A 25,582-nucleotide genomic window follows, 5' to 3' on the forward strand; every position below is an offset into this window, starting at 1 on the left:
CGATCAGGCGTGACTCAGCCCTGGCCGCCCGACAGCTTCTCGCGCAGAGCCGCGAGTTGCTCGTCGCTGGCCAGCGTGCCGCCGCTCTTGGCCTCGGCCGGAGCGGAGGTGTAGGTCTGGTCGCCCCCGCTGCCACCCTCGATGCCGGTGGCGGCGTCGGCAGCGGCTTCGGCGTCGGCCTCGGCAGCCTTCTTGACCTGCGCCATGTGGGCCTCGTAGCGCGTGTGGGCCTCGGCGTACTGCCGCTCCCACTCCTCGCGCTGCTTGTCGAAGCCTTCCTGCCACTCCTGGGTGTCCGGGTCGAAGCCTTCGGGGTAGATGTAGTTGCCCTCGGCGTCGTACTCGGCGGCCATGCCGTACTGGGTCGGGTCGAACTCGGTGTCCGGCGTGACGCCCTCGTTGGCCTGCTTCAGCGACAGCGAGATCCGACGGCGCTCGAGGTCGATGTCGATGACCTTGACCATGACGTCGCCGTTGACCTGGACGACCTGCTCCGGGATCTCCACGTGGCGCTCGGCCAGCTCGGAGATGTGCACCAGGCCCTCGATGCCCTCCTCGACGCGCACGAACGCACCGAACGGGACGAGCTTGGTGACCTTGCCCGGCACGATCTGGCCGATCGCGTGGGTACGGGCGAACTGGCGCCACGGGTCTTCCTGGGTCGCCTTCAGCGACAGGGACACGCGCTCGCGGTCCATGTCCACGTCGAGGACCTCGACGGTGACCTCCTGGCCGACCTCGACCACCTCGGACGGGTGGTCGATGTGCTTCCAGGACAGCTCGGAGACGTGCACGAGGCCGTCGACGCCACCCAGGTCCACAAAGGCACCGAAGTTGACGATGGACGAGACGACGCCCTTGCGGACCTGGCCCTTGGCGAGGTTGTTGAGGAACTCGCTGCGGACCTCGGACTGCGTCTGCTCGAGGTAGGCGCGGCGGGACAGGACCACGTTGTTGCGGTTCTTGTCCAGCTCGATGATCTTCGCCTCGAGCTCGCGGCCGACGTACGGCTGCAAGTCGCGCACGCGGCGCATCTCGACCAGCGAGGCGGGAAGGAAGCCGCGGAGGCCGATGTCCAGGATGAGACCACCCTTGACGACCTCGATGACGGTGCCCTTGACGGGCTCGTCCTTCTCCTTGAGCTCTTCGATCGTGCCCCAGGCGCGCTCGTACTGAGCACGCTTCTTGGACAGGATCAGGCGGCCTTCCTTGTCCTCCTTCTGGAGAACGAGAGCTTCGACCTCATCGCCGACGGAGACAACCTCAGCCGGGTCGACATCGTGCTTGATGGAAAGCTCGCGCGAGGGGATGACGCCCTCGGTCTTGTAGCCGATGTCGAGCAGGACCTCGTCGCGGTCGACCTTGACGATCGTGCCCTCGACGATGTCGCCATCGTTGAAGTACTTGATGGTCTTGTCGATAGCCGCGAGGAAGTCTTCCTCCGACCCGATGTCGTTGATGGCGACCTGCGGGGCCCCGATGGGGGCGGTCGGGGCGGTGGCGGTGTCGGTGGTCATTAGGCGGGTTGCTCCGGTGGATGGGATCGTAGGGTGTCCAGTTGGCGGCGCGATGGGGCGTGAGACGGGAACATGCGACGACCCCCACGAGCAACGTCCACCAGTGAACGACCGCGGCATGACCCGCAAACGGTGCGCTCCCCCGGCAAGTGAAGACCCAGGCAGCGCGAACCCACTGCGCTAACACGTATCGTACGCGGGCCCCGGTAGGGCACACAATCAGGGTCCCTACAGCTCCCGGTACCGTTGAGCCAACGTTTCGGCCGGTGCCGGCATTCCCCGTCATTCCCGGAAGGACCCAGCATGTCCGACCACTCGGCAGCCCCCGCGGCGGACACAGCCGACCGCCACGCGCACGCCGAGCTGCAGCTCGGCACGGCCGGCGTCGCGTATCGCGCGGTCGGCGGCGGCGAGGCGGCCGCGGCGAACCTCGCCTGGTGGGACGCCGACGCCGACGATTACCAGGCCACCCACGGCGAGTTCCTCGGCGACGCCGACTTCGTCTGGTGCCCGGAGGGCGTGCGCGAAGAGGACGTGCGGCTGCTCGGCGACGTCCGCGGCCGGCGGGTGCTGGAGGTCGGCTGCGGCCAGGCGGCGTGCTCGCGCTGGCTCGCCTCGGCGGGCGCCGACGTCGTGGCGACCGACCTGTCCGGCGGGATGCTGCGCCACGCGCGCGAGGGCAACGAGCGCACCGGCGTCGCCGTGCCCCTGGTCCAGGCCAACGCCGAGTTCCTGCCGTTCGCGTCGGGCAGCTTCGACGCCGCGTGCTCCGCGTTCGGCGCGCTGCCCTTCGTGCCCTCACTCGCGACGGTGTTCGCCGAGGTGCACCGCGTGCTGCGGCCCGGCTCGCCGTGGGTGTTCTCGGTGACCCACCCGATGCGGTGGATCTTCCCGGACGACCCGGGCCCGCTGGGGCTCACCGTCACCCAGCCGTACTTCGACCGCACGCCGTACGTGGAAGTCGACGACGACGGCGAGGCCACCTACGTCGAATACCACCGCACGCTCGGCGACTACGTGCGCGCGCTGGCCGCCGGCGGCTTCGCGCTCGAGGACCTGCTGGAGCCCGAGTGGCCCGAGGGCCACACGCGCACGTGGGGCCAGTGGAGCCCGTTGCGCGGCAAGCTCTTCCCCGGCACGGCGATCTTCCGCACGCGCCGCTCCTGAGCGACTACGCTGCGCCTTCGTGGCCACCACCGAACCCGCGGCGCGGTTCGCCGCGCACGACCCGCTGCTGCCGCCGCCCGCGCCGTCGGTCAACGACACTGCCGGCGAGCGCGTCAGCGCGGTGACGGGGGCGGGCGCACGCGTGTCCGGGATCGTGCAGCGCCACCGCCACGGACCTGGCGACACTCCCCTGCTGTGGTCGGCCGCGCAGGTGTGGCAGCTGTTCCCCGACGCGGACACCGCCGGCACCGAGGGGTTCGACCTCCTGCTGGGCGAGCTGCGGTCCCTCGTGGACACCGAGCCCGCCGACGCAGACTCCGCGTGCGTCGTGAACTGGCCGAGCCGTGACGCGGAGGCGATCCGGGCGTTCCTCGACCACGGGCTCGCCCCGATGTCCGCGCTCGCCGTGCGGAGGGATCCGCCACCACTCGCGGCCGCGGACACCGACGGGATCGCCGTGCGCCTGGCCGGGCCGGGCGACTTCGACACCGTGCTCCGGCTGTGCGCGGCCACGTTCGACTACACCGGACTGGTGGCGCACCGCCGCCGGGACCAGACCACGGAGCTGCTCGCGCCCGCGTTGCGCCGCGCGCTCGACGAACCGGCCACCTGGCTCGCGGAAGCCGGCGGCCGTCCGGTGGCTCTGGCCCAGTGCGCGTGGGTGGACTCGGCGCCGGGCACCGAGGCGGCCGAGCTCCTGCCGCCAGGGCTGTGGGCGTACGTGAACAACGTCGTGACCGCGCCCGGCCACCGCGGCGGCGGGATCGGGCGGGTCCTCATGGACCACGTGCACCGCGAGCTGCTGCGTCCCGGCACGGTCGGCGCATACCTCTACTACAACCCGATGAACCCCCTCTCCTCGGTGTTCTGGCACCGCCAGGGCTACCGTCCACTGTGGACGTCGTGGGAAGCGCACCCGGCGACCGCGCTGCGCTGACCAGGACCGCTCACCGGGACGCCACCCCGGTCGGGTGACGTGCGACCACCCGCCTTGCCGCCCGTTGATCATGTGCGTTAGTTTTTGCACTGACCAGTCAGTTCAAATCTGGTCAACGGAGAAATGGGAGTATCGCCGTGCAGGTACGAGCCGATCGGGTGTCCTTGGAGGGGCCCCACGGCACACTGTTGCCGCCCACCTCGCTGACCGTCGAGGACGGCTGCGTGACGCTGGTCCACGGCGAGCCCGGCGTCGGGATCACCGCGCTGGGCCTCGCGCTGGCCGGCCGCGTCAAGCCGAGCACCGGCACGGTCACGGCCGACGTCCCGGGCCTGCTGCGCGACCTCGTCGCCGTGGTCGACGCCCCGGGCGTGAGCGAGCCCGACGAGGCGCTGTCGCTGCGCGTGGTCGCCGGTGAGGAGCTCGCGCTGGCGCACCGGCCGGCAGGCAAGGAGCACGTGGCGCGCTGGCTCACCGAGCACGACGCCGCCCCCTTCGCCGGTACCCGCTTCGAGAACCTCGAGCCCGCGTTGCGCACCCGGCTGCTCGCCGAGCTGGCCGCGGAGCGCGCCGGCGTACGCGTGCTCGTGCTCGACGCTCCCGACCGGCACACGAGTCTCGTCGAGACGTGGACCGCGGTCGCCGAGGAGCACGCGAAGCGCGGCCTCGCCGTCGCCGTGCTCGCCGCGACGACGCCCGCGTCCGCCCTCCCCTACCCGCCGGCCCGCATCGGGTCGACCGACCAGCCCGAGCCGGTGCGCCTGCTCGCCCTGGCCGAAGATCCCGCTGCCGAAGAACCCGCCGTCGAAGAGCCCGTCGCTGAACACGTCAGCGCTGAAGGAGATCCGGCATGACCGCCCCCGACAAGCGCGCCGGTGGCCTGAACGCCTTCTGCATCGCCCTCAACGAGCTGCGCCGCCTCTCGGCCGGCACGCTGCCCAAACTGGCGATGGCCGCGCTCGTACTGGTGCCGCTGCTCTACGCGTCCTTCTACCTGTACGCGAACTACGACCCGTACGGCCGCCTCGACAAGCTGCCCGCAGCCGTGTTCACCAGCGACGCCGGCGCGAAGGACTCGACGGGTGCCACGCGCAACGTCGGGCGGGAGGTGACCGACGAGCTCCTGAAGTCCGGCACCTTCCAGTGGCACGAAGTGTCCGAAAAGGACGCCCGCGACGGCGTGCGCGACGACAAGTACTCGTTCGCCATCGGCATCCCGCGCGACTTCTCCACCGCGCTGCTGTCGTCGGGCAACTTCACGCCGCAGCAGGCCACGATCACGCTGACCACCAACGACGCCAACAACTACCTCGCGGGCACCATCGCGAAGCAGGTGGCCGACCAGGTGCGCAAAACCATCGCCCAGAAGGTGGGCGGCGAGGCGGCCGACCGGTTCCTCGTCGGCTTCTCCACGATCTACGGCAAGATCTCCGACGCCGCCAACGGCGCGAAACAGCTCGCCGACGGCGCCGCGCAGCTGCAGACCGGCCAGCACCAGCTCGCCGACGGCGCGAGCCGGCTTGCCACCGGTTCGGGCACACTCGCGACCGGGCTGAACACGCTGAAGACGAGCACCGCGCAGCTCCCGAACCAGACGCAGCAGCTCGCGACCGGCGCCGGCCAGGTCGCCGACGGCAACCAGCAGGTGGCCGACGCCGCCTCGCTCGCCGCGTCCGCCTCCACCGACATCCAGGGCAAGCTGGACGGCTACCGGGCGCAGCTGAACAGCGATCTGCACGACGCGGGCCTGTCCGACGCCCAGGTCAACGGCATCCTGGCGCGGCTCGACCAGCTGCGCTCGCCCGTCGACCAGGCGAACACCAAGATCCAGTCGGCCGCCGGTGATCTCGCCAAGCTCGCCGGCGGCGCCCGTCAGGTTTCGGACGGCGCGCACCAGCTCGCCTCGGCCACGCCACAGCTGACCAGCGGGATCGCGCAGGCGTCCGACGGTGCCGACCAGCTGCGCGACGGCGCGGCGAAGCTCGACGACGGGGAGAAGACCGCCGTCACGGGCACCGACCAGCTCGCGAGCGGCGCGCACCAGCTGCACGACGGGCTGTCCTCCGGCCTGTCGCAGATCCCGAACCCGGACGACCCGACGCGCACCGCCACGGCGAACACCATCGCCGACCCGGTCGCGGTCACAGCCAACGGCGTCGCTTCGGCGGGCACGTACGGCGCGGGGCTGGCCCCGTTCTTCATCTCGCTGGCCACGTGGATCGGCGCGTTCGTGCTGTTCCTGCTCATCCGGCCGCTGTCCACCCGGGCCCTTACCGCGGGCGCCGCGCCGCTGCGGGTCGCGCTCGGCGGCTGGCTGTCGTCGGCCGTGCTCGGCATCGCGCAAGTGATCGTGCTGTTCGCCGCGGTGACGTGGCTGGTCGGCATCCACATCGCGCACCCGTTGGGCGCGATCGGGTTCGCGATCCTCGTCTCACTGGCGTTCACGTCGGTGGTGCACGCGCTCAACGCGTTCTTCGGCGCCGTCGGCAAGTTCCTCGGGCTGGTGCTGCTGGTGCTGCAGCTGGTGAGCGCGGGCGGCACGTTCCCGTGGCAGACGATCCCCGACGCGCTCTACCCGCTGCACGTCGTGCTGCCGATGGGCTACGCCATCGACGGCTTCCGGCACCTGCTCTACTCCGGTGCGTCGCTGCAGATCCTCGGTGACGTCGGGGTGCTGCTGGCCTACCTCGTCGGCGGGATCGTGCTGTCGACCCTGGCGGCTCGCAAGCACCGGGTCTGGACGGTGTCCGCGCTCAAGCCCGAGCTCAGCCTGTGAGGGAGACGACCAAGCGGAAGCTCTTCGAGGCGACCCTGCGGCTTTCGGCCAGCAGGGGCCTCGTGGGGCTGACGGTGGACGAGATCGCGACCGAAGCCGGAGTCGCCAAGGGCACGGTGTACTACAACTTCGGGTCGAAGGACGGGCTGGTCGACAGCCTGCTCCGCTTCGGCGTCGACCTGCTGGCCGGGCGCCTGCGCGCGGCCGTAACGGACGACGAGCCGCTCGACGTGATCGAGGCGCAGGTCGACACGACGCTGCAGTTCATCGCCGAGTACCCGGGGTTCTCGCAGATCGTGGTGAGTGAGCTGTGGCGCACGCCGGGCCAGTGGCACGACACGCTGGCGCTACTGCGCGAGGAGATCATCTCGATCGTGAAGGCGCAGCTGCACCGCCTCGACGAAGCCGGCCGGCTGCCCGCGGGCGTCGCGATCGAGACCGCGGCGGCGGGCCTGTTCGGGACGATGCTGGTCGTCGCACTCGACTGGCAGGTTTTCCAGCCCACCCGCACCCGGGCCGACGTGCGCGACTCGGTGATGGTGCTGATCCGGGGCCTCGGCCGCGGCTGAGACCCCGGACTGTTCTTTCGCGCCGGGTCAGCCGCAGTTGGCGCAGCAGCCGCAGCCCTTGCCGGTGCACGCGGCGCAGCAGCCGTGGCGCATGACGAACTTGAAGAGCCGCTTGATCATCTCTCGGTCCTCCGCTATCGATCGACACCTGTGCATGTCACGCTAAGTGAGCCGGCCGTGACGCGGGTACCGCTGACCGGGCGGGTGAGGTGGGTGAATCACCTCACCGTGGTGTCCCCACTAGGGTGGCGGCGTGAAACTCCACGTCGGCTGCGCGATGTGGACGCACGCGCCCTGGCAGGGCCGGCTCCTGCCACACCCCCTGGCACCTCGCGAGCGCCTCCGCGCGTACGCGACGTGGTGCAACGCCGTCGAAGGCAACACGACGTTCTACGCCACGCCGTCCCGCGCCACGGTCGAGACCTGGGCCGAGCAGACGTCCGCCGATTTCCGCTTCGTGCTCAAGCTGCCGAAGCCGATCACGCACGAACGCGGCCTCGGCGACGCCGACGCGGTGCTGGCCACCTTCCTCGCCGCGATCGAGCCACTGGGCGAGCGCGCCCACACCCTGTGGCTCCAGCTCCCGCCGTCGTTCTCGCCGGAGGCACTCGGCACCCTCGCGGGTTTCCTGCGGCGCTTGCCCCGCGAGTACCGCTACGCCGTCGAGGTTCGCGACCGCGCCTTCTTCGACGACGCGCGCGCCGCCCAGGCCCTGGAACGCGTCCTCGCCGGCGCCGGCGCCGAGTGGATCACCTTCGACACGACGGTGTTGTTCTCCCGGCCACCGACGTCCGGAGCCGAGCAAGAGGCGTGGCTCAAGAAACCCCGCATGCCCCGGCGGATCCGCGCCCTCACCGCCAACCCCGTCGTCCGCTACATCGGCCGCGACGATCCCGACGAGACGGCCACCGGCTGGCGCCCCTGGGCCGACGCCGTGGCGCACTGGCTGCGCGAAGGCCGCTCCCCCACGGTCTTCCTCCACACCCCGGACAACGCCGACGCGCTGCCGCTCGCCCGCCGCTTCCACGAGGAGGTGCGGGTGCGCGTGCCCGAGGTGGAACCCCTGGCCGAGCCGATGCCGGTGGGGCCGCCGACGTTGTTCTGAGCCGGACTGTCCACACCGGACCTTCGGTCTCCCGCCACGCCGGCATCGTCGCGGCGCCACCCGAGCTTGATCTCGAGCTGCCCCGCCACCCTGGTCTTCGCGATGACGGCGTCCGCCTCGGCGCTGAGTTCGCCCCGAACTTGAGCTCCACCGCGTCGGGCCGCGTCGTCTCCCGGAACCGGCCCGAGCGCCGCGGCCGCCGCGTCACGCACGCTCGCCAGCCGTCTCGAACGGTTCCCGCGTAGGGCACCCTGCCGGCCGAGGTGCCGAGACGCAGGTCCACCGCGGGACTACCCCGGACCCGGCGCCCGAGGCACCCGGCACGGCCTCGACGGGGATCATCCACGCGACGTGGTCGCCTTCGGCGGCGAACCGGCGGCCCGCCAGAGCCCCGTCGCCCGCTGCAGGAAGCGGACCATCCCGGGCCGGCGCACTCACGCGTTCGGCGCCCTCCGCGGGGCTTCCTGGACCGTCAGTGGGCCGGACCTTCCGCGGCTTTCCGCGACGGAGCGGAGCTCGCGGGCGAGGCGTTGGGCGGCGAGGCCGAAGAAGGCGCTGTCGAACTCGGTCGCGACGGCCGCGGCATCGGCGGCCAGGTCGCGGCCCGCCGGGGTGAGGGAGACACGGACGGCGCGGGCGTCGCGTTCGTGAGCGGTGCGGGTGAGCAGGCCACGGACCTCCAGCGCCCGTAGGACTTTCGACGTCATCATGCGGTCGGCGCCGGCGTGTTCGGCCACTTCCTGCTGGGTGGCGGGGCCGACGGTGCGCTCGAGTCGAGCGGCTGCGGACAGCAGGAGGAACTGCGTGGGCGTGAGGCCCAGCGGGCGCAGGCGGACGTCGAGCGCGGCGCGCCAGGCCAGAGCCGCCTGGTGGAGCCAGAAGCCGGCACCGGAAGCGGCGCCGTCCTCCGTGAGGTCGGCGGTCTCGTACATCGTGTCTCCCCGTCCGCGAGCCGCGGCCGCCGCAGGTGCGGCCGCGGTCCGCGGGTCGTCAGCGGGCGCCCAGCGGCAGGTCGAACCGGCCGAACACCCAGGTGCCCGGGGCGGCGGCGTTGTCGCCGGCCCAGAACTCGACCCAGTGCTCGGTGAACTCGTCGGCCGTGAGGTAGCCGTCGCCGTTGAGGTCCAGCACCGGGAAGACGGTGTCGGTGTCGGTGGCCGTGCCGTTCCAGGTCTGGATGAGCCGGCGGTACTCCTCGCGCGAGATGCGCTCGTCGCCGTTCTCGTCGATGGCCTCGAACATCGCGGCGGCTGTGCCGCGCACCGAGTCGGGCATGTCCCGCAGCTGGTCCACCACGAGCAGGACCTCGTCGAGCGTCACCTTCTCGTCGCGGTCGATGTCGGACGCGGCGAGCAGCGTGGTCCACCAGCCCATCATGATCTCGCTCAGGCGCGCCGCCTGGGGCGAGTCGGGAGCGAGGCCGCGCGCCTTCGTCCAGCGATCGGTGAGCGCCTGGAAGTCGGCCTCGGTGAGGAATCCGTCGCCGTCGACGTCCATCGCCCCGAACACCGTGGAGGTCTTGCGTCTCTGCAGTTCACTCGCCATCGTTCGCCGTCCTTTCGCCGATCCCCCTTGGCCGGGGACCCCGTGGGCGAAGCTCAGCGTTGTCGCGACTCAAGATCACCTGCACCGGCACCCGGGTTCTCCCACTGCCCGACCCGGTGATTTCGTTAGTGACGCGAAGTAACCAAAAAGGCTCCCTCCCACGAGGAAGGAGCCTTTCTGGCCCGTTCGGAGTCCTAGTGCGCCGCTTCGTTCCACGAACGGCCGTAGCCGACGGAAACCTCCAGCGGCACAGCGAGGTCGTACGCCGACCCCATGCCCTCGCGCACGAGCTTCTCGACCTCGGCGCGCTCGCCCTCGGCGACCTCCAGCACGAGCTCGTCGTGCACCTGCAGCAGCACGCGGCTGCGCAGCTTCGCCTCGACCAGGGCGCGGTGCACGTTGAGCATCGCGACCTTGATGATGTCGGCCGCGCTGCCCTGGATCGGCGCGTTGAGCGCCATCCGCTCCGCCATCTCGCGACGCTGGCGGTTGTCGCTGTTGAGGTCGGGCAGGTAGCGGCGGCGGCCGAAGATCGTCTCGGTGTAGCCCGTCTTCGCGGCTTCACCGACCACGGACTGCAGGTAGTCGCGCACGCCGCCGAAGCGGTTGAAGTACGCCTCCATCTGCGACTTCGCGTCCTCGGTCGAGATCCGCAGCTGCTGCGAAAGCCCGTAGGCCGACAGCCCGTAAGCCAAGCCGTAGGACATCGCCTTGACGCGGTAGCGCTGCTCCGCCGTGATCTCCTCCGCAGGCACGGAGAAGGCGCGCGACGCGACGAACGTGTGCAGGTCCTCGCCGCTGTTGAAGGCCTCGATCAGGCCGTCGTCCTTCGACAGGTGCGCCATGATCCGCATCTCGATCTGGCTGTAGTCCGCGGTCATGAGCTCGACGTAGCCCTCGCCGACCACGAACGCGTCGCGGATGCGCCGGCCCTCTTCCGTGCGCACCGGGATGTTCTGCAGGTTCGGGTCGACCGACGACAGGCGCCCGGTGGCCGCGATCGTCTGCTGCAGCGTGGTGTGGATGCGCCCGTCGTCGGCCACCGACTTGATCAGGCCCTCGACGGTGGTGCGCAGCCGCGTGGCGTCGCGGTGCTCCAGCATGTGCTGCAGGAACGGGTGCTCGGTCTTCTCGAACAGGCTCTGCAGCGCCTCGGCGTCGGTGGTGTATCCGGTTTTGGTGCGCTTGGTCTTCGGCATGCCGAGCTCGTCGAACAACACGACCTGAAGCTGCTTCGGCGAACCCAGGTTGATCTGCTTGCCGATCACCTTGTACGCCTCTTCGGCGGCCTGCGTGACGCGGTTGAGGTAGTGGGCCTCCAGCTCGGTGAGCTGCTCCACGTCCACGGCGATGCCCGCGGCCTCCAGCTCGGTGATGACCTCGAGCAGCGGCAGCTCCAGCTCGGCGAGCAGCTTCGCCCCGCCGAGTTCCTCGAGCTCTTTGCCGAGCGCGCCGGCGAGTTCGAAGATCGCGCGGGCCTTCACCAGCTCCTCGGAGACCTCCTTCTGCTCCAGGCCCTCGGCGCCGCCGTCGAGCAGCGACAGCTGGCCGTCGCCCTCGGCGGCCTCGGAGCGCAGCTCGCGGTGCAGGTAGCGCAGCGCCAGGTCGTCGAGTTCGAAGGTCCGCTGGCCGGGCCGCACGAGGTACGCCGCGAGCGCGGTGTCGAGCACCAGCCCCGCGAGCGTCCAGCCGCGGGCGCGCACCGCGTGCAGCGCCACCTTCAGGTCGTGGCCGATCTTGCGGATCTTCTCGTCGGCCAGCCACGCGGCCAGCGCGGAGTCGTCGGCCTCGTCCATCGCCGTGACGTCGACGTACGCGCCTTCGCCGTCGGCGCACGCGAAGGCCAGCGCCCGCAGGTCCGAACGAATCGACGTGCCCGTGGCGCGGAAGGCCAGCGCCACCGGCTCGCCCTCGCCGGCGTGCGCGGCGAGCCAGGCGCCGAGCGCGCCGGGCGCGAGCGCGGCACCGGAGACCTCGAAGCCCTCCTCTGCCTCCGGCTCGGCGCTGCTGAGCGTGGCGAAGAGCCGGTCGCGCAGCACGCGGAACTCCAGCTCGTCGAACAGGCGGTGCACCGCGTCGCGGTCCCACGGCCGCAGCTCCAGCTGGTCGGGCACCAGGTCGAGCGGCACGTCGCGCACCAGCTCGGTGAGCCGGCGGTTGAGGGCGACCGACGTCAGGTTCTCGCGCAACGCGTCGCCGACCTTGCCCTTGACCTCGTCGACGCGGTCGATGAGGTCGGCCAGCGTGCCGAACTGCCGGATCCACTTCGCCGCCGTCTTCTCCCCCACCCCGGGGATGCCGGGCAGGTTGTCCGACGGGTCGCCCCGCAGCGCCGCGAAGTCGGGGTACTGGGTTGGGGTGAGGCCGTACTTCTCCTCCACCGCGTCGGGCGTGAAGCGGACCAGGTCCGACACGCCGCGCTTCGGGTAGAGCACGGTGACGTGCTCGTTGACCAGCTGCAGCGCGTCGCGGTCGCCGGTACAGATCAGCACCTCGAAGTTCTCCGCGCCGGCCTGCGTGGTGAGCGTGGCGATGATGTCGTCGGCCTCGAAGTTCTCCTTGACCAGGGACGGGATGCCCAGCACGTCGAGCACCTCCTTGACCAGGTCGACCTGGCCGCGGAACTCGTCGGGCGTGGTGGTGCGGTTGGCCTTGTAGTCGGCGAACGTCTCCGACCGGAAGGTCTTGCGCGAGAGGTCGAAGGCCACCGCGAGGTGCGTGGGTTCCTCGTCGCGCAGGAGGTTGATGAGCATCGAGGTGAACCCGAACACCGCGTTGGTGACCTGGCCGGTCTTGGTCTTGAAGTTCTCCGCCGGCAGCGCGAAGAAGGCGCGGTAGGCCATCGAATGACCGTCGATGAGCAGCAGGCGGGGCCGCTCGGCCGTGGTCGTGGCTGCTGTGGCGTTCGCTACGGTTCGGTTCTCACTCGGGCTCACGGGAGCGAGTCTAAGGCGAAGGTCCGACACTCTTACGTGTCGCATAGGTTGAGGAGCATTGCGTGACCGAGCAGGCCGGCGACTTGGCGCTGGAAACCCGTGCGGGGATCGACCCCGCGGCCGCCGACCAGCAGCTGAACGACAAGATCGGGCTGAAGATCCTCGAGGCCACGCCCGAGCGCGTCGTCGGCACGATCCCGGTCGAGGGCAACCTCCAGCCCTACGGCCTGCTGCACGGCGGAGCCAACGCCACCGTCGCCGAGGCGCTCGGCTCGATCCTCGCCGCGCTCAACGCGGGAACCGACCGCGCCGCCATGGGCCTGGAGCTGTCCTGCACGCACCACCGCGCCGTGCGCTCCGGCACGGTCACCGGCGTCGCCACCCCGCTGCACGTCGGGCGCGGCACGATCACTGCGGAGATCGTGCTCACCGACGACGAGGGCCGGCGCACCTGCACCGCCCGCCTCACCTGCGTGGTACGGGACCGCCCGCCGGCCTGAGCCGGCGGGCGTCGACCATCGCGAGCGACGGCTGAACCACGGCGCGAGATCGCGCCGGTTTTGGACTGAACGATTTCGCCCGGCCGCACGGGCCGGGCGAAATCGGGAGGGAAGAAACCGGCTTGAGGCGATCTCACCGCCTCGGCGGAGCCGAGGCGATTCGACACAGCGCTCAGCCGACGCCGAGGTAGGCCTCCTTGATGCTGGTGTCGGCCAGCAGTTCCTTCCCGGTGCCGGACTTGGTGATGCGCCCGGTCTCCAGCACGTACGCGCGGTGCGCCCGCGAAAGCGCCTGCTGCGCGTTCTGCTCCACCAGCAGCACCGTGGTGCCCTGGCGGTTGATCTCGGTGATGATCCGGAAGATCTGCTGGATGAACTGCGGCGCGAGCCCCATCGACGGCTCGTCGAGCAGCAGCAGCCGCGGCTTCGCCATCAGGGCGCGCCCGATGGCGAGCATCTGCTGCTCGCCGCCGGACATCGTGCCGCCCATCTGGGTCTTGCGTTCCGCGAGCCGCGGGAACAGCTCGAAGACGCGGTCGAAGTCCGGCTGCAGGTTCTTCCGGTCCTTGCGCGCATACGCTCCCATGTCGAGGTTCTCGAGCACCGTCATGCCGGGGAAGATCCCCCGGCCTTCGGGCGACTGCGAAATCCCGCGGACCACGCGCAAGTCACCGCGCAGCCGTGAGATGTCCTCGCCGTCGAAGCGGATCGCGCCACCCGAGATCGGCCGGATCCCGGAGATGGCCCGCATCGTGGTGGACTTGCCCGCGCCGTTGGCCCCGATCAGCGTGACGATCTCGCCCTCGTCGACCGTGATGGTCAGGTCGGACACGGCCTGGATCCGTCCGTAGTGGACGGAGACCTCGGACAGCTCAAGCAACGTCATCGTCGGGCACCCCCAGGTAGGCGGCGATCACTGCGGGGTTCTGCCGGATCTCGGCGGGCATCCCTTCCGCGATCTTCTTGCCGAACTCCAGCACCACGATCCGGTCGGTCACGCCCATGACCAGCTTCATGTCGTGTTCGATCAGCAGGACGGTGTAACCGTCGTCGCGGATCGTCCGGATCAGCCCCATGAGCTCTTCCTTCTCCGCCGGGTTGAACCCGGCGGCCGGCTCGTCGAGGCACAGCAGTTTCGGCTCGGTCGCGAGCGCCCGCGCGATCTCCAGGCGCCGCTGGTAGCCGTACGGCAGGTTCTTCGCGCGGTCGGCCGCTCGGTCGGCGATGCCGACGAACTCCAGTAGCGCCATGCCCTTCTCGATCGCCTGCTTCTCCTCGCGGTGGTGGCGAGGTGTGCGGAGCAGAGCGCCGACGAGGCTGGTCTTGTGGCGGGCGTCGGTGCCGACCACCACGTTTTCCAGCGCCGTCATCTCGGAGAAGAGCCGGATGTTCTGGAACGTGCGCGCGATGCCGAGCTGCGTGATGGCGTGGCGAGAGGCCTTGCCCAGCGGCTTGTCCTCCAGCAGCACCTGGCCCGAGGTCGGCCGGTAGACGCCGGTCATCGCGTTGAAGCACGTGGTCTTGCCGGCACCGTTGGGCCCGATCAGGCCCAGGATCTCGCCGCGGCGGATGTCGAACGACACGCCGTCGAGCGCCACGAGACCGCCGAAGCGCACGGTGACGTCGTCCACCTTCAGCAGCGTCTGCCCGACCGCGACGTCGATTTCACGGTCCGCTGCGACGACCTCGGCGACCTCCGCCTCGTGCTCGGCGAGCTGCTCCGCGCTCATCTGGGCGACCTCCGCCACGAGGCCGCCCTCGGCCGGAACCTCGGGGCCCGTGCCGTTGCCAGGGGCGGTCATGCCTTCTCTCCCGGGGTGTCGGAGGCCAGCGAGCCGTCGCTGCTGACCTGCTCGCCGCGGCCGAGCAGCCGCTGGTACGCCTGCCTGCCGTAGGTGAGCAGCCGTTGCCGCGCACCGAGCAGGCCCTGCGGGCGAAAGATCATCAGGATGATCAGCGCGAGGCCGAAGATCAGGTACTTGTACTCGGCGATCGCCTGGAACCGCAACGGGATGTACGCCACCACGATCGCGCCCAGCAGCACCCCGACCTTGTTGCCCGCGCCGCCGAGGATCACCGCGGCCAGAAACAGCATCGACGTGACGACGTCGAACTTCTGGTTGTTCACGAAGCCCAGCTGCCCGGCGTAGAGCGCGCCGGACAGACCGCCGACCGCCGCACCGGACACGAACGCCCAGATCTTGAACTTGTAGGTCGGCAGGCCCATGATCTCGGCGGCGTCCTCGTCGTCGCGGATCGCGACCCAGGCCCGGCCGACGCGGCTGCGTTCCAGGTTCCCGACCAGGAACAGGACGATGATGATGACCGTGACGCAGAGCCAGTACCACGGTGTGCCGTCGGAGTTGTTGAACAACGCGGTGCCGTCGGCGTTGGTGCCCGGTGGATGTCCCACCGACTGGAACCCGCGGTTGCCGCGCAACGGGTCGACGTTGTCCGCCAGCAGGCGCACGATCTCACCGAACCCGAGCGTGACGATCGCCAGGTAGTCCCCGCGTAGCCGCAGGGTCGGTGTCCCGAGGATCACGCCGAAGATCATCGTGACCACCATGGCGATCGGGAGCACGATGAGGAACGGCAGCTTGTGCAGCGTCGAGTCGGGGCTCGTGAACAGCGCCATCACGTACGCGCCGACCGCGAAAAAGCCGACGTACCCGAGGTCCAGCAGGCCGGCCTGACCGACCACGATGTTGAGGCCGATGGCGACGAGCGCGTAACGGGACACCTCGAACATCGCGATCGGGAAGTCGTAACCCGGCTGCGTGGTGATGATCGGGGGGTTCAGCACGGGCAGCAGGTAGACGAGCGCCACCAGCGGCACGAGCACGAGCCACTGCTGCACGCGCGGCAGGTTGTTCCACCAGTCCGAGATCGGCCGCTTGCGCCTCACCGGAGCGGGCGCAGCCGGTGGTGTCGAAGTCACCGTCATACCCGTGCCTTTCCGAGCGATTCACCGAGGATACCGGTCGGGCGGACCATCAGGATCAGCACGAGGAGCACGAACGCGACGACGTCGCGCCACTCCCCGCCGAACAGCGTCTGGCCGTAGTTCTCGACGACCCCCAGCAGCAGGCCGCCGAGCAGCGCGCCGCGCAGGTTGCCGATGCCGCCCAGCACCGCGGCGGTGAACGCCTTGATACCGAGGATGAAGCCGCCTTGGTACGAAGCACCCTGCGGGATCTTCATCATGTAGAACAGCGCCGCCGCGCCGGCGAGCAGGCCGCCGATGAGGAACGTGAGCGTGATGACGCGTTCCTTGTTCACGCCCATGAGCGTCGCGGTGTCCGGGTCCTGCGCCACCGCGCGGATGCCGCGGCCGAACTTGGTCCGGTTGACAAACTGGTCCGCGGCGATCATCAGCAGGATCGACGCGACGATGGTGATGATCGTGACGTTGGTGACGGCGGCGCCGAAGATCTGGAACACCGGTTCGTTGCGCACCAAGCGGATGCCCTGCTCGGCGTTGCCGCCGCGCCAGATGAAGAGGATCTGCTGCAGCACGAAGGAAGCGCCGATCGCGGTGATCAGGAAGACCAGCTTCGGCGCTCCGCGTTTCCTCAGTGGACGGTAGGCCACGCGTTCGAGGAGCACCGCGGTGCCACCGGACACGGCCATCGCCGCCAGCAAGGCCACCAGCAGGAACCCGATCAGCTCGATGACCGACAACTCGGGCGTGACGCCGGGCCGGAAACCGAGGCCGAAGAAGGTGAACCACACCGCGTAGGCGCCGTAGATGAACACCTCGGAGTGGGCGAAGTTGATGAGTTTCAGGACGCCGTAGACGAGGGTGTAGCCCAGCGCCACGAGCGCGTAGATGCTGCCGTAGGCAAGACCGTCGATCGTGTTGGCCCAGAACTGGTCTACGAAGCCTTTCACGTCGAAGGTGATCCAGCTGTCGCCCTGTGCCAGGACGAACGAGCTCAGGTCGTGGGTCATCGACACACTAGTTCTCCATGTGGGTCCGGGGTGCGGGCCCGGCGGGATCGAGCCGCCGGACACGCACCCCGGTAACTGGAACGGAAGGTGGTGCTACTTGATCTCGGTGTTGCGGACGATCTTCCCGTTTTCCACCTTGTAGGTCCACACGGTGGTCGCCGCGAGCTCACCCTTGTCGTTCCACTTGAAGTGCTTCGTGAGGCCCTGACCGTCGTAGGTCTTGACGAAGTCGAGCAGAGCGGAACGCGTGGTCTTGCCGCCGTCGATGCCCTTCAGCAGGATCGTGGCGAGGTCGTAGGCCTCGGGCGAGTAGGTGCCCGGGTCCTTGCCCGCAGCGGCCTTGTACGCGTCGGTGAACTTGGTGAACTGGTCCGCCGGCACGCACGGGCAGGTGAAGTACGCGTTGGCGGCGGCGTCACCGGCGCCCTTGACGAACTCGTCGTCCTTCACGCCGTCCGGGCCCACGAACTTCGCGGTGACGCCGGCGTCGTTCAGCTGCTGCGCGAACGGAGCGGCTTCCTGGTAGTAGCCGGAGTAGAACACCGCATCCGGGGCGGCGGCCTTGACCTTGTTGACCACGGCCGAGAAGTCGGTTTGCTTGCTCTTGACCTTGTCCTCGCACGCCAGCGCACTGCCGAGGGCCTGCTTGGTCGTCGCGGCGAGCCCGGTGCCGTACTCGGAGTCGTCCTCGATGACGCAGACCTTCTTGGCGGCGAGCTCACCCGTCATGAACTTTGCGGCGGCCGGGCCCTGGCTGTTGTCGTTGCCGAGGCCGCGGAAGAAGGTCTTCCAGCCGTTTTCACTCAGCGTGGGGGCGGTGGCCGACGGGGTCACGGTGACGAGACCGGCGGTGTTGAAGATGTTGCCCGCCGCCTTGGACTCACCCGAGAACGGGAGGCCCACCACGCCGATGATCCCCGGCGTGTTCACGATCTGGGTCACGATGCCGGGCGCCTTGTCGGGCGTGCCCTCGGTGTCGAACTGCTCCAGCTTGACCTGGCAGCCCGGGTTCGCCTTGTTGTGCTGGTCGACCGCGAGCTTCGCACCGTTGAGGATGTTGATGCCGAGCGCCGCGTTGTTGCCGTTGATGGTGCCGGCATAGGCGATGGAGGTGGGCGAACACTGCGCCTTGCCGTCGCCCGCCGGGTCGGCGGCGTCGGCGGCGGCCGACGGGGCCGCGGCCTGGGGCGCGCTGCTGTCGGATCCGCCGGATCCGCTGTCGGTACGCGCCGCGCATGCGCTCAGGGAGATGGCCCCCGCAGCCGCCAGCACGAAGATTTTCGTGAGTCGTGCTCTCTGCACTCTTCCTCCAAATGCCAACCGACCGTTCCAAGCGAACGGCTCGTCCCTGCGTGGGACCTGACTGGCCGCTGAAAGTAGCCGCCCCATGAGGTGTTGCACAGAGTTACACACTGTCTTGTATCCACATCGTGACGGTCGTCACCGGCAGTAATGGTCATTTACCACTCAATTGTCGCAATATGACAATCGACTGATGACACTGAGTACTCGAATGCCCCTCAATCGGAGACTTGACCAGCAGCCCGAATGATGTAGGCAGTCTAGGGGCTCCCCTTGCCCGGTGAAGCGGCGCCACGCCATGATCGGACTCGAAGGTAACAAATGTGCCCTCCCGGACCGCGAAGCGCGACCGGAGACCACACCAGAACGGGCGCGACCCCCTGGTCGCGCCCGTTCTGCCACTCGGATGGGTGAGGATTAGCCGATGCTCTCCACCACGGCCTCGGCCACCGCTTTCATCGTCGTGCGGCGGTCCATCGCGGTGCGCTGTATCCACCGGAACGCATCCGGCTCGGTGAGGCCCTGACGGCTCATCAGCAGGCCCTTCGCCCGGTCGATGACCTTGCGGGTCTCGAGCCGGTCGGTGAGGCCCGCGACTTCCGCCTCCAGCGCCTGCAGCTCGGAGAAGCGGCTCACGGCCAGCTCGATGGCCGGCACGAGGTCACGCTTCGCGAACGGCTTGACCAGGTACGCCATCGTGCCCGCGTCGCGAGCCCGCTCGACGAGGTCGCGCTGGCTGAACGCGGTGAGGATGACGACGGGCGCGATGCGGTCGCTCGTGATCTTGGCAGCCGCCTCGATGCCGTCGAGCTTCGGCATCTTGACGTCGAGGATGACGAGGTCGGGCTTGAGGTCGGTGGCCAGGTTGATGGCTTCTTCGCCATCGCCGGCCTCGCCGACCACCTCGTAGCCCTCCTCACGCAGCATCTCGACCAGGTCGAGCCTGATGAGCGCCTCGTCCTCGGCGACGAGCACCCGACGCTGCGGCACGGTGGCGGCACCGTTGGCCTCGGTAGCCTGTTCGGTCACCGGGGTCCTCCTGAAGGCTCGGCGGGACGGTTGACTCGCGGTGACCCGCGAAAGGTCAGCCTACCGGGAACGATCCAGTTCCCAAGATGGCGTTCACCACGAAGTGGCGACCACGACACCCCGCCCCGCCACACGCGCGTCACGGGTGATCGCGTAAAGTTCCCCGCGCTCGCCCCCGTAGCCCAACTGGCAGAGGCAACGGATTCAAAACCCGTCCAGTGTGAGTTCGAATCTCACCGGGGGCACGCACTCCGACCAGCACAGACCGGCCCCGCGACCAGCGAAAACTGGTGCGGGGCCGACCTCGTTGTGTCCGGCTGTGCCGGGCGATATCGGGCCCTCGACGGGCATCCACCCCCAATACGCCCCGAACCTTCGAACACCCCGCGTTCACTCGGATGTACCATGGTCCGCGTTCCAGTCCAGCACTCGCTCGATCCGCTGGTGCGCCTCCGACTCCAGGCGATCACCGCGGCGTAGGTCCGGTGAAGCACCGCCACCGAGTGCCCCGCCCACTCTGCGCGTTGGACCGACGGCGCACCCACAGCGAGCCAGGTCGACACGCACGCGTGCCGAAGGTCGTACGGCCGCCGCGCCAACGGCGAGGCGTACTCGGCTTCCGAGGACGCAGCCTTCCGCGCGTTGTCCCAAACCCGCGAGACCGTCGACAACGCGACGTCGCCGCCGGTGAGATTGCGGAAGAGCCGTCCGTCCGAAGCCGTGCCGACGGTCTTCAGGTGATCGTGCAGGATCGCCGTCAGCGGCGGCGACGACGGCGCCGGCCGCACTTCTCCTTCGGCTCGTTGCTTGAGTTGGCGGCGGCGGTCACGCCGCTCCCCCGAGTCTGTCCAGGCAGCTCCACGCCGACAGCATCCGACGACCACGAGGCGCGTCATCAATGCTGCGTCTGCATTCCCAGCTGGGTCGGGCGCACGTCGAAGGGCAACTGCCCGCTCGGCGTCGTGGTGCTTGGCGACGGTCAAGTAGTGATGAAGCAGGACCTGCCGGGACCGTTCGCACCCCGACCTGACAGCGGGAAGCCCCGACCTTGCGGCTCAGGTCATCTTCGGGGGTCCCGGGCCTTGTGGGCGTGTGACAGCGGGAGTTCGGCATGCAGGGTGGTGCCTGCGCCGGGCGCGCTGTGCACCACCAGTCGGCCGCCGAGTGCTTCCGCCCGGTCTTTGAGTCCGACGAGGCCGGTGCCGCGGGTGAGGTCGGCGCCGCCGCGGCCGTCATCGCAGACGCAGACGCGTAGGACGTCGCCGGTCTCCTGGTCGGTGGTGTCGACCGTGACGCCGATGGTGGTGGCGTGCGCGTGTTTGGCGGTGTTGGTCAGGGCTTCGGCAACCAGGTAGTAGGCGGCGATCTCGAGTTGTTCGGGTAGCCGCCGCGGGATGGTCACGTCCAGCTCGACCGGGACCGACGAGCGGCGGGCCAAGGCTTTGAGTGCCGAGTGCAGCCCGCCGTCGGCGAGGATGGCCGGGTGGATGCCGCGGGCGAGCTCGCGCAGTTCGTCGAGCGCGGTGATGGCTTCGGTGGCGAGGTTGTCCAGCTGGGCCCGGAGCTCATTGGCATCGAGAGGTGCTGATGCTTGTGCCGTGCGGGCGTGGAGAGCGAGGGAGACCAGCCGTTGTTGCGCGCCGTCGTGAAGATCACGCTCGATGCGCCGGCGGGTCTGGTCGGCGGTGGTGACGACGCGGGCGCGTGAGGTGGTCAGCTCGGCGTAGAGCTGCGCGTTGTCCAGCGACACAGCCAGTTGCCCGGCGATGAGGCTGACCGCGTCGAGCCGCTCGGCAGTGAACGCGGCGCGGATGAGCCGGTTCTCCAGCAGCAACACCGCCCGCAGGCTGCCGCGGCTGAGGATGGGCACGGCCAGGAGGGAGCAGCGGTCGAGGTCGGAGAAGTAGGGGTCACGGGCGAAGCGGTCGTCCTCGGTGGCGTCGGCGACCAGCACCGATTCGCCGAGGCGTTGGACATAGCGCAGCACAGACAGCGGGACCATGGGTCCCCCGGCGGCGCTCGGGGCGGTGCGTGCGATCTGAGTGATGTCTTGGAACTGGGTGGTGCCGGTGTCGCTGTCGGGAGCGGGGAGCAGCCAGTCGTCGCGTTCGGGGTTCCACAGCAGCAGCTGCACACCGGTGGCGCCGGTCAGCGCGCTGAGGACCTCGACGACGCGGGTGCGCAGGCGTTCGATGCTGGTCTCGGAGCTCAGTGCCTGGGAGGCGGCCAGGATGCCCAGCAGGTCCAGGGTGCCGGTGGTGACCGGGCCTGTTTGCTGCGACAGATGAGCGGGCTGGTCTCCGCTCAGCCCAGTGGTCGCGTCGGAGGGTGGCCGCAGTCTGGGGTAGGCCCAGTCGAGTTGGTCGACCTTCGCGCTCGCACCCCAGGCGGCATAGGTCTGGCGGGCCTGGGCGAGCAGCTCACCACCGACGCGGTCCAGGCCGTGGGCCAGATAGAAGCGGGCTGCGCGTTCGGTGATCAACGCCCGGTGCCAGGGCCGAGCACGACCGGCGACCTCGCGGCGGGCGGCGTCGAACGCCAGCTCGGCGGTCCGGTAATCCCCCACCACCCACGCCCGCTCGGCCTCCAGCCACCGCTGCAGATGCAGGAAGTTGTCCGGCGCGGCTGCGGCACGTGCAGCCAGCCACCGCGTCGTCTCGTCCAGCTCGGCCAGCAGAGCGGCGCGCTCGTCACCGGCCGTGTTGCGGGCTTGCCCGGCCAGGGCCAACCCACGCAGCAGGCGGGCCACGGCGGTCGAGTAGTGGCCCAGGATGGCCGGTAGTAGCGGCATCGCCGCCGCGGTGTGCTGTGCCAAGCCGGATGGATCGCCGAAGACGGCGGCGGCGAGCGCCCGGCTGAGATGCGCGTACAAAAGCGCCATCGGATTGTCGGCGTACCTGTCGGTGGGATCCGCCGTACCAATCGCGTCCGAGCTTCCGCCACACAGCACACCGGCCAGCCATCGGTGACCGTCGAGCACCTGGCCGATCTGTTCGTTGCCGGTGCGCCGTGCAAAGGCGACGCCCGCCTCCAGCTGCTCGACGAGGTGGTCGAGGGTTGGCGGGCAGTCGAGCAAGAAGTACTCGATCGAGTGATAGGTGTAGCCGGCGTACGCCAGGTCGCCACCTGCGATCAGCCCCTCGCGGGCACGCAGCATGGCGTGGAGACCGTTTTCGAGGGGCTCGAACCAGCAACTGAGGATGGCGAAGTAGTAGTGCGCGTACGAGGTCTCGGGCTCATAGCCGCGGGCTTCGCCCCACGCCAGGAGCCGCCCCAACGCCCGATATCCGGCGCTGTCGCCGCGCTGTACCACGGTGTAGTAAGAGGCGAAGCAGGCGGGGCAGACCAGGGTACGTCCGGGTCCGTGCTCGAGCCAGATCCGCAGGGCTTCCAGGCTCAGCCAGGCGAGCCTGGTGTGGTCGGCGAGGAAAGAGACCGGCGGCAGGGTCGCGTCGAGCAGGCGGGTCGCAGCGAGCAGCGTGCGGTCGGTGATCTCCGGCCGAACCAGATCCTCGGCGGTGTCGGTTTCCAGCCACCGGTACAGGTACTCGTACTGGTGGTCGAGATCGGCGGCGAGCTGGTCGGCGGCCGGGATGGTGATGCCGCACGCGCGCAACGACTTCAGGCCCAGATCGATCGCCTCTGTGAAGCGTTTGCGGTGGGTCAGGCTGCGCACCTGCACCGCTGTCGCGTCGGCGCGTCGGACCGTGCTGGGACACAGCCGCTCGATCGTGTGGTACTCCGCGTCCGCCTCGTCCAGTCGCCCGAGGCTGTACAGGGCGGCGTGGCGGCCGATGTGCACCTGGATCAGCGTGGCAGTCTCCCCCGGGCCGATCAGCCGCAGCGCGGCGACCAGCAGCGCGTTCACCAGCGTGTACTCGCCGATCAACGCCGCTTGGTCGGCGGCGCGGCGCAGCAGCCCCACCACCAGTCGGCGCTCCGCAGCCTCGACGACGGCGTCGATCACCGGCAGGTACTGCTCGGCCGCCACCGCGAACAGCTCCGGCACCCCGGCCAGTCGCCGCGCGATCGCCAGCTGCAGGGCACTTCGCCGCAGAGGCTCCAGCCCACTCAGGATGACCTCACGGGTGCGGTCGTGGCGAAACCGGACGGCCTCCTGCGGTCCCGGCTCGACCACCAGGACACCCTCGTCGAGAGCGGGCGCCAACTGCTTGTCCACCACGCCCGCCTCTGTGGCGGTGGCGATCTGCAGCAGACTCACCTGGGCTCGCCCGCCCAGACACGCCATCGCCTCGACCAGCGCCCGCGAGGACGGCGGCATCGCCGCGACCCGCGCCGCCAGCAGCCCGGCCACCTCGGACCGGCCCAGCCGAGCCCGCACCGCCGCGTCGTCCCACCGCCACCCGACGGCGGTCGCCGCCAGCACCCCCTCCCTGTGCAGCGCATTGAGCAGCTCCACCGTCTCGTACGGGTTGCCGGACGTGCGCTCGCTGATCATCTCGGCCAGTCCCGCCGCGGTGGCGCGATCCGCGTGCAGCGTCTCCGCCATCATGGTGACCAGACTCGGCACCGCCAAATTGTCCAACCCCAGCCAGCGCACGCCGACCTGCTCGCGCCACCGCGACAGCAGCGCGGTCAGCGCATGCGCCGAGTCCACTTCCACGTCACGATAGGCACCGACCAGCAACAGGCCTTCGACCGGTTCCTCGGACAGCACGAGATCGACGAAGCCGAGCGGGGTGCGCCCACCCCACTGCAAGTCATCGAGGAACACCACCACCGGCCGGTTCCGCGACGCGACCGCCCGCAGCCCCTGCACACCTGCTTGCTGCGTGCGCGCCTGCGCGGTCAACGGATCCCCCGCATCCGGCGGCACCCCCAGCAGCACCGCGAACTCCGGCACCACCGCGCTCAACAGACCCGCGGTCGCCCCGACCGAATCGACGATCCGTTCACGAATCGCGGCGAGCACATCCTCCGGCTCGGCCAGCAACAGCCGACCCAACGCCCGGAACGCCTGAAAACCCGCGTTGAACTCGACATCCCGCCGGTACTGGTCGAACTTGCCGGCCACGAACCAGCCGTCCCGGCCCGTCACCACCGGCCGCAGCTGATCGACCAACGCCGTCTTGCCCACCCCCGGCGCCCCACCGACCAGCACACCCTGACAGCGGCCGGCCAGCGCCTCCTCGAACGCCGCCTCCAGCGCTGCCACCTCGGCATCGCGTCCCACCAGCCGTGAGGGTGACAGCAGCCGCTGCGGAACGTCGTGCTCGCCGATGTGCACCCGAGCCGCCGGATGGGCCTGGACGTCGCGGACCTGGTACAGGTCGTGGGCCAGGCCCTCGGCGGACTGGTAGCGGTGGTCGGGCTCCTTCTCCAACAGACGCATCACGATCTCGGACAGCAGACCGGGCACCGCCGGGTTCAGCCGGGCCGGCGATACCGGCACTCGCGCCAGGTGATCGTGGGTCAGGCGCAGCGGGTCACCGGTGCCGAACGGCGGCCGGCCTGTGGCCAGCTCGTAGAGCGTCGCGCCCAACGCGTACAGGTCCGCGCGCTGGTCCACCGACCGGCCTGTGCGCCCGGTCTGCTCGGGGGCGAGGTAGGCGAGCGTCCCGACGATCTCGCTGTGGTGGGCGAACTCGGGACGGATCTCGGCAACGGACATGGCCAACGCGAAATCCACCAGGCACGGGTCCCCGTCCCCGGAGACGACGATGTTGGCCGGGGTGATGTCGCGGTGCAGCACTCCGCGGCAGTGCATTCCCGCGACCGCTTCGGCCAGCTTGCCGGCCAGCCGGATCACCTCATCGACGGCCAGTGGCTCTGTCGGCCCGGCCAGGGTGGTGTCACCGGCGTCCACCAGCACGATCGATCCCGGGTACCGCGGCGCGTCCACCAGTTGCGCAACCCCGTCGACACCGCGCAGCCGCTCCAGGATCGCCACCTCGTGCCGCAAACGCCGCTGCGCGTCCGGCCCGAGCGGCTCCTTGCAGACGACGGCGACGCCCCCCGGCAGGGACACGCGGGTCACCCGAGTGCGCGCGCTCTGCTGCAGAAGGACCGCGTCGGGCGGATCCCGGGCCGGCAGGGCCCTGCCTGTCCCCATCCACAGTGTCTACGCTTTACCCCCTGCTTGCACAAGTTCCTGCCCATCGCGGCACGTCCCTCAGGACAAGAGCCAAGCTGGTGACGGATACCGCTCACCAGTGACAGATAAAGATCACCGTCACAAGCATCGGGCCCGACGAGCGCGTCGGCAGACCTGGTCGTGCCACGCC

At 69.8% G+C, this 25,582-nt stretch carries 18 protein-coding genes and 1 tRNA gene; 8 read left to right on the top strand and 11 right to left on the bottom strand.

Annotation, left to right across the window (positions count from 1 at the left end):
• Positions 1–14: 14 nt before the first annotated feature.
• Positions 15–1,517 (bottom strand): 30S ribosomal protein S1, encoded by a 1,503-nt coding sequence (rpsA, locus tag AB0F91_RS32415; RefSeq protein WP_360603707.1) that lies wholly within the window; start codon positions 1,515–1,517, stop codon positions 15–17.
• Positions 1,518–1,820: 303 nt separating this feature from the next.
• Between rpsA and AB0F91_RS32420 the strand changes: the two genes are divergently transcribed.
• The 6 genes from AB0F91_RS32420 (at position 1,821) to AB0F91_RS32445 (ending at position 8,071) form a co-directional block, all read left to right on the top strand.
• Positions 1,821–2,684 carry a class I SAM-dependent methyltransferase gene (locus AB0F91_RS32420; protein ID WP_360603709.1) on the top strand — a complete coding sequence of 288 codons (864 nt, stop codon included), beginning with the start codon at positions 1,821–1,823 and terminating at the stop codon, positions 2,682–2,684.
• A gap of 19 nt (positions 2,685–2,703) precedes the next feature.
• Complete coding sequence (locus tag AB0F91_RS32425) at positions 2,704–3,621, top strand: GNAT family N-acetyltransferase (protein WP_360603711.1); 918 nt, start codon at positions 2,704–2,706, stop codon at positions 3,619–3,621.
• Positions 3,622–3,758: 137 nt separating this feature from the next.
• A complete protein-coding gene (locus tag AB0F91_RS32430; protein WP_360603713.1) occupies positions 3,759–4,475 on the top strand; it encodes an ABC transporter ATP-binding protein in 717 nt (238 codons plus the stop codon).
• Between the two features lie 26 nt (positions 4,476–4,501).
• A complete protein-coding gene (locus AB0F91_RS32435) occupies positions 4,502–6,397 on the top strand; it encodes a YhgE/Pip domain-containing protein (protein WP_360603931.1) in 1,896 nt (631 codons plus the stop codon).
• Positions 6,394–6,966 (top strand): TetR/AcrR family transcriptional regulator, encoded by a 573-nt coding sequence (locus AB0F91_RS32440; protein ID WP_360603715.1) that lies wholly within the window; start codon positions 6,394–6,396, stop codon positions 6,964–6,966. Before AB0F91_RS32435 ends, AB0F91_RS32440 begins: the two co-directional genes overlap by 4 nt.
• Before the next feature lie 277 nt (positions 6,967–7,243).
• Positions 7,244–8,071, top strand: a complete 828-nt coding sequence (locus tag AB0F91_RS32445; protein ID WP_360603933.1) for a DUF72 domain-containing protein — start codon at positions 7,244–7,246, stop codon at positions 8,069–8,071.
• Positions 8,072–8,505: 434 nt separating this feature from the next.
• Here AB0F91_RS32445 and AB0F91_RS32450 read toward each other — a convergent pair whose 3' ends face one another.
• The 3 genes from AB0F91_RS32450 to polA all read right to left on the bottom strand — a co-directional run bounded on the left by AB0F91_RS32450 (position 8,506) and on the right by polA (position 12,552).
• A complete protein-coding gene (locus tag AB0F91_RS32450; RefSeq protein WP_360603717.1) occupies positions 8,506–9,003 on the bottom strand; it encodes a MarR family transcriptional regulator in 498 nt (165 codons plus the stop codon).
• A gap of 58 nt (positions 9,004–9,061) precedes the next feature.
• Positions 9,062–9,616 (bottom strand): EF-hand domain-containing protein, encoded by a 555-nt coding sequence (locus AB0F91_RS32455; RefSeq protein ID WP_360603719.1) that lies wholly within the window; start codon positions 9,614–9,616, stop codon positions 9,062–9,064.
• Positions 9,617–9,810: 194 nt separating this feature from the next.
• Positions 9,811–12,552: a DNA polymerase I gene (polA, locus tag AB0F91_RS32460; RefSeq protein ID WP_360603721.1), complete on the bottom strand. Its 2,742-nt coding sequence runs from the start codon at positions 12,550–12,552 to the stop codon at positions 9,811–9,813.
• Positions 12,553–12,614: 62 nt separating this feature from the next.
• Between polA and AB0F91_RS32465 the strand changes: the two genes are divergently transcribed.
• Positions 12,615–13,052 carry a hotdog fold thioesterase gene (locus AB0F91_RS32465; protein WP_360603723.1) on the top strand — a complete coding sequence of 146 codons (438 nt, stop codon included), beginning with the start codon at positions 12,615–12,617 and terminating at the stop codon, positions 13,050–13,052.
• A 172-nt stretch (positions 13,053–13,224) separates the two neighbouring features.
• Here AB0F91_RS32465 and AB0F91_RS32470 read toward each other — a convergent pair whose 3' ends face one another.
• From AB0F91_RS32470 to AB0F91_RS32495, 6 genes are all read right to left on the bottom strand, one after another.
• Positions 13,225–13,938, bottom strand: a complete 714-nt coding sequence (locus AB0F91_RS32470) for an ABC transporter ATP-binding protein (RefSeq protein WP_360603725.1) — start codon at positions 13,936–13,938, stop codon at positions 13,225–13,227.
• A complete protein-coding gene (locus tag AB0F91_RS32475; RefSeq protein ID WP_360603727.1) occupies positions 13,925–14,854 on the bottom strand; it encodes an ABC transporter ATP-binding protein in 930 nt (309 codons plus the stop codon). Before AB0F91_RS32475 ends, AB0F91_RS32470 begins: the two co-directional genes overlap by 14 nt.
• On the bottom strand, positions 14,851–15,999 hold the full coding sequence (locus AB0F91_RS32480; protein ID WP_360603729.1) for a branched-chain amino acid ABC transporter permease: 1,149 nt from the start codon (positions 15,997–15,999) through the stop codon (positions 14,851–14,853). The genes AB0F91_RS32475 and AB0F91_RS32480 overlap by 4 nt, the downstream gene beginning before the upstream one ends.
• Positions 15,996–17,006, bottom strand: a complete 1,011-nt coding sequence (locus AB0F91_RS32485) for a branched-chain amino acid ABC transporter permease (RefSeq protein WP_360603731.1) — start codon at positions 17,004–17,006, stop codon at positions 15,996–15,998. Before AB0F91_RS32485 ends, AB0F91_RS32480 begins: the two co-directional genes overlap by 4 nt.
• A gap of 93 nt (positions 17,007–17,099) precedes the next feature.
• The gene (locus tag AB0F91_RS32490) at positions 17,100–18,278 is read right to left on the bottom strand and encodes a branched-chain amino acid ABC transporter substrate-binding protein (protein WP_360603935.1); all 1,179 of its coding nucleotides are present in this window, start codon (positions 18,276–18,278) and stop codon (positions 17,100–17,102) included.
• 447 nt (positions 18,279–18,725) lie between these two features.
• Positions 18,726–19,337 carry a response regulator gene (locus AB0F91_RS32495; protein WP_220242049.1) on the bottom strand — a complete coding sequence of 204 codons (612 nt, stop codon included), beginning with the start codon at positions 19,335–19,337 and terminating at the stop codon, positions 18,726–18,728.
• A 171-nt stretch (positions 19,338–19,508) separates the two neighbouring features.
• Between AB0F91_RS32495 and AB0F91_RS32500 the strand changes: the two genes are divergently transcribed.
• Positions 19,509–19,582, top strand: a tRNA-Leu gene (locus tag AB0F91_RS32500).
• A gap of 815 nt (positions 19,583–20,397) precedes the next feature.
• On the opposite strand, the gene AB0F91_RS32505 is transcribed toward AB0F91_RS32500, so the two are convergent.
• A complete protein-coding gene (locus tag AB0F91_RS32505; protein ID WP_360603733.1) occupies positions 20,398–25,410 on the bottom strand; it encodes an AAA family ATPase in 5,013 nt (1,670 codons plus the stop codon).
• Positions 25,411–25,582: the final 172 nt, after the last annotated feature.

It is taken from the genome of Amycolatopsis sp. NPDC023774, assembly GCF_040639695.1.
In the GTDB taxonomy this organism is placed as follows: Bacteria; Actinomycetota; Actinomycetes; order Mycobacteriales; family Pseudonocardiaceae; genus Amycolatopsis.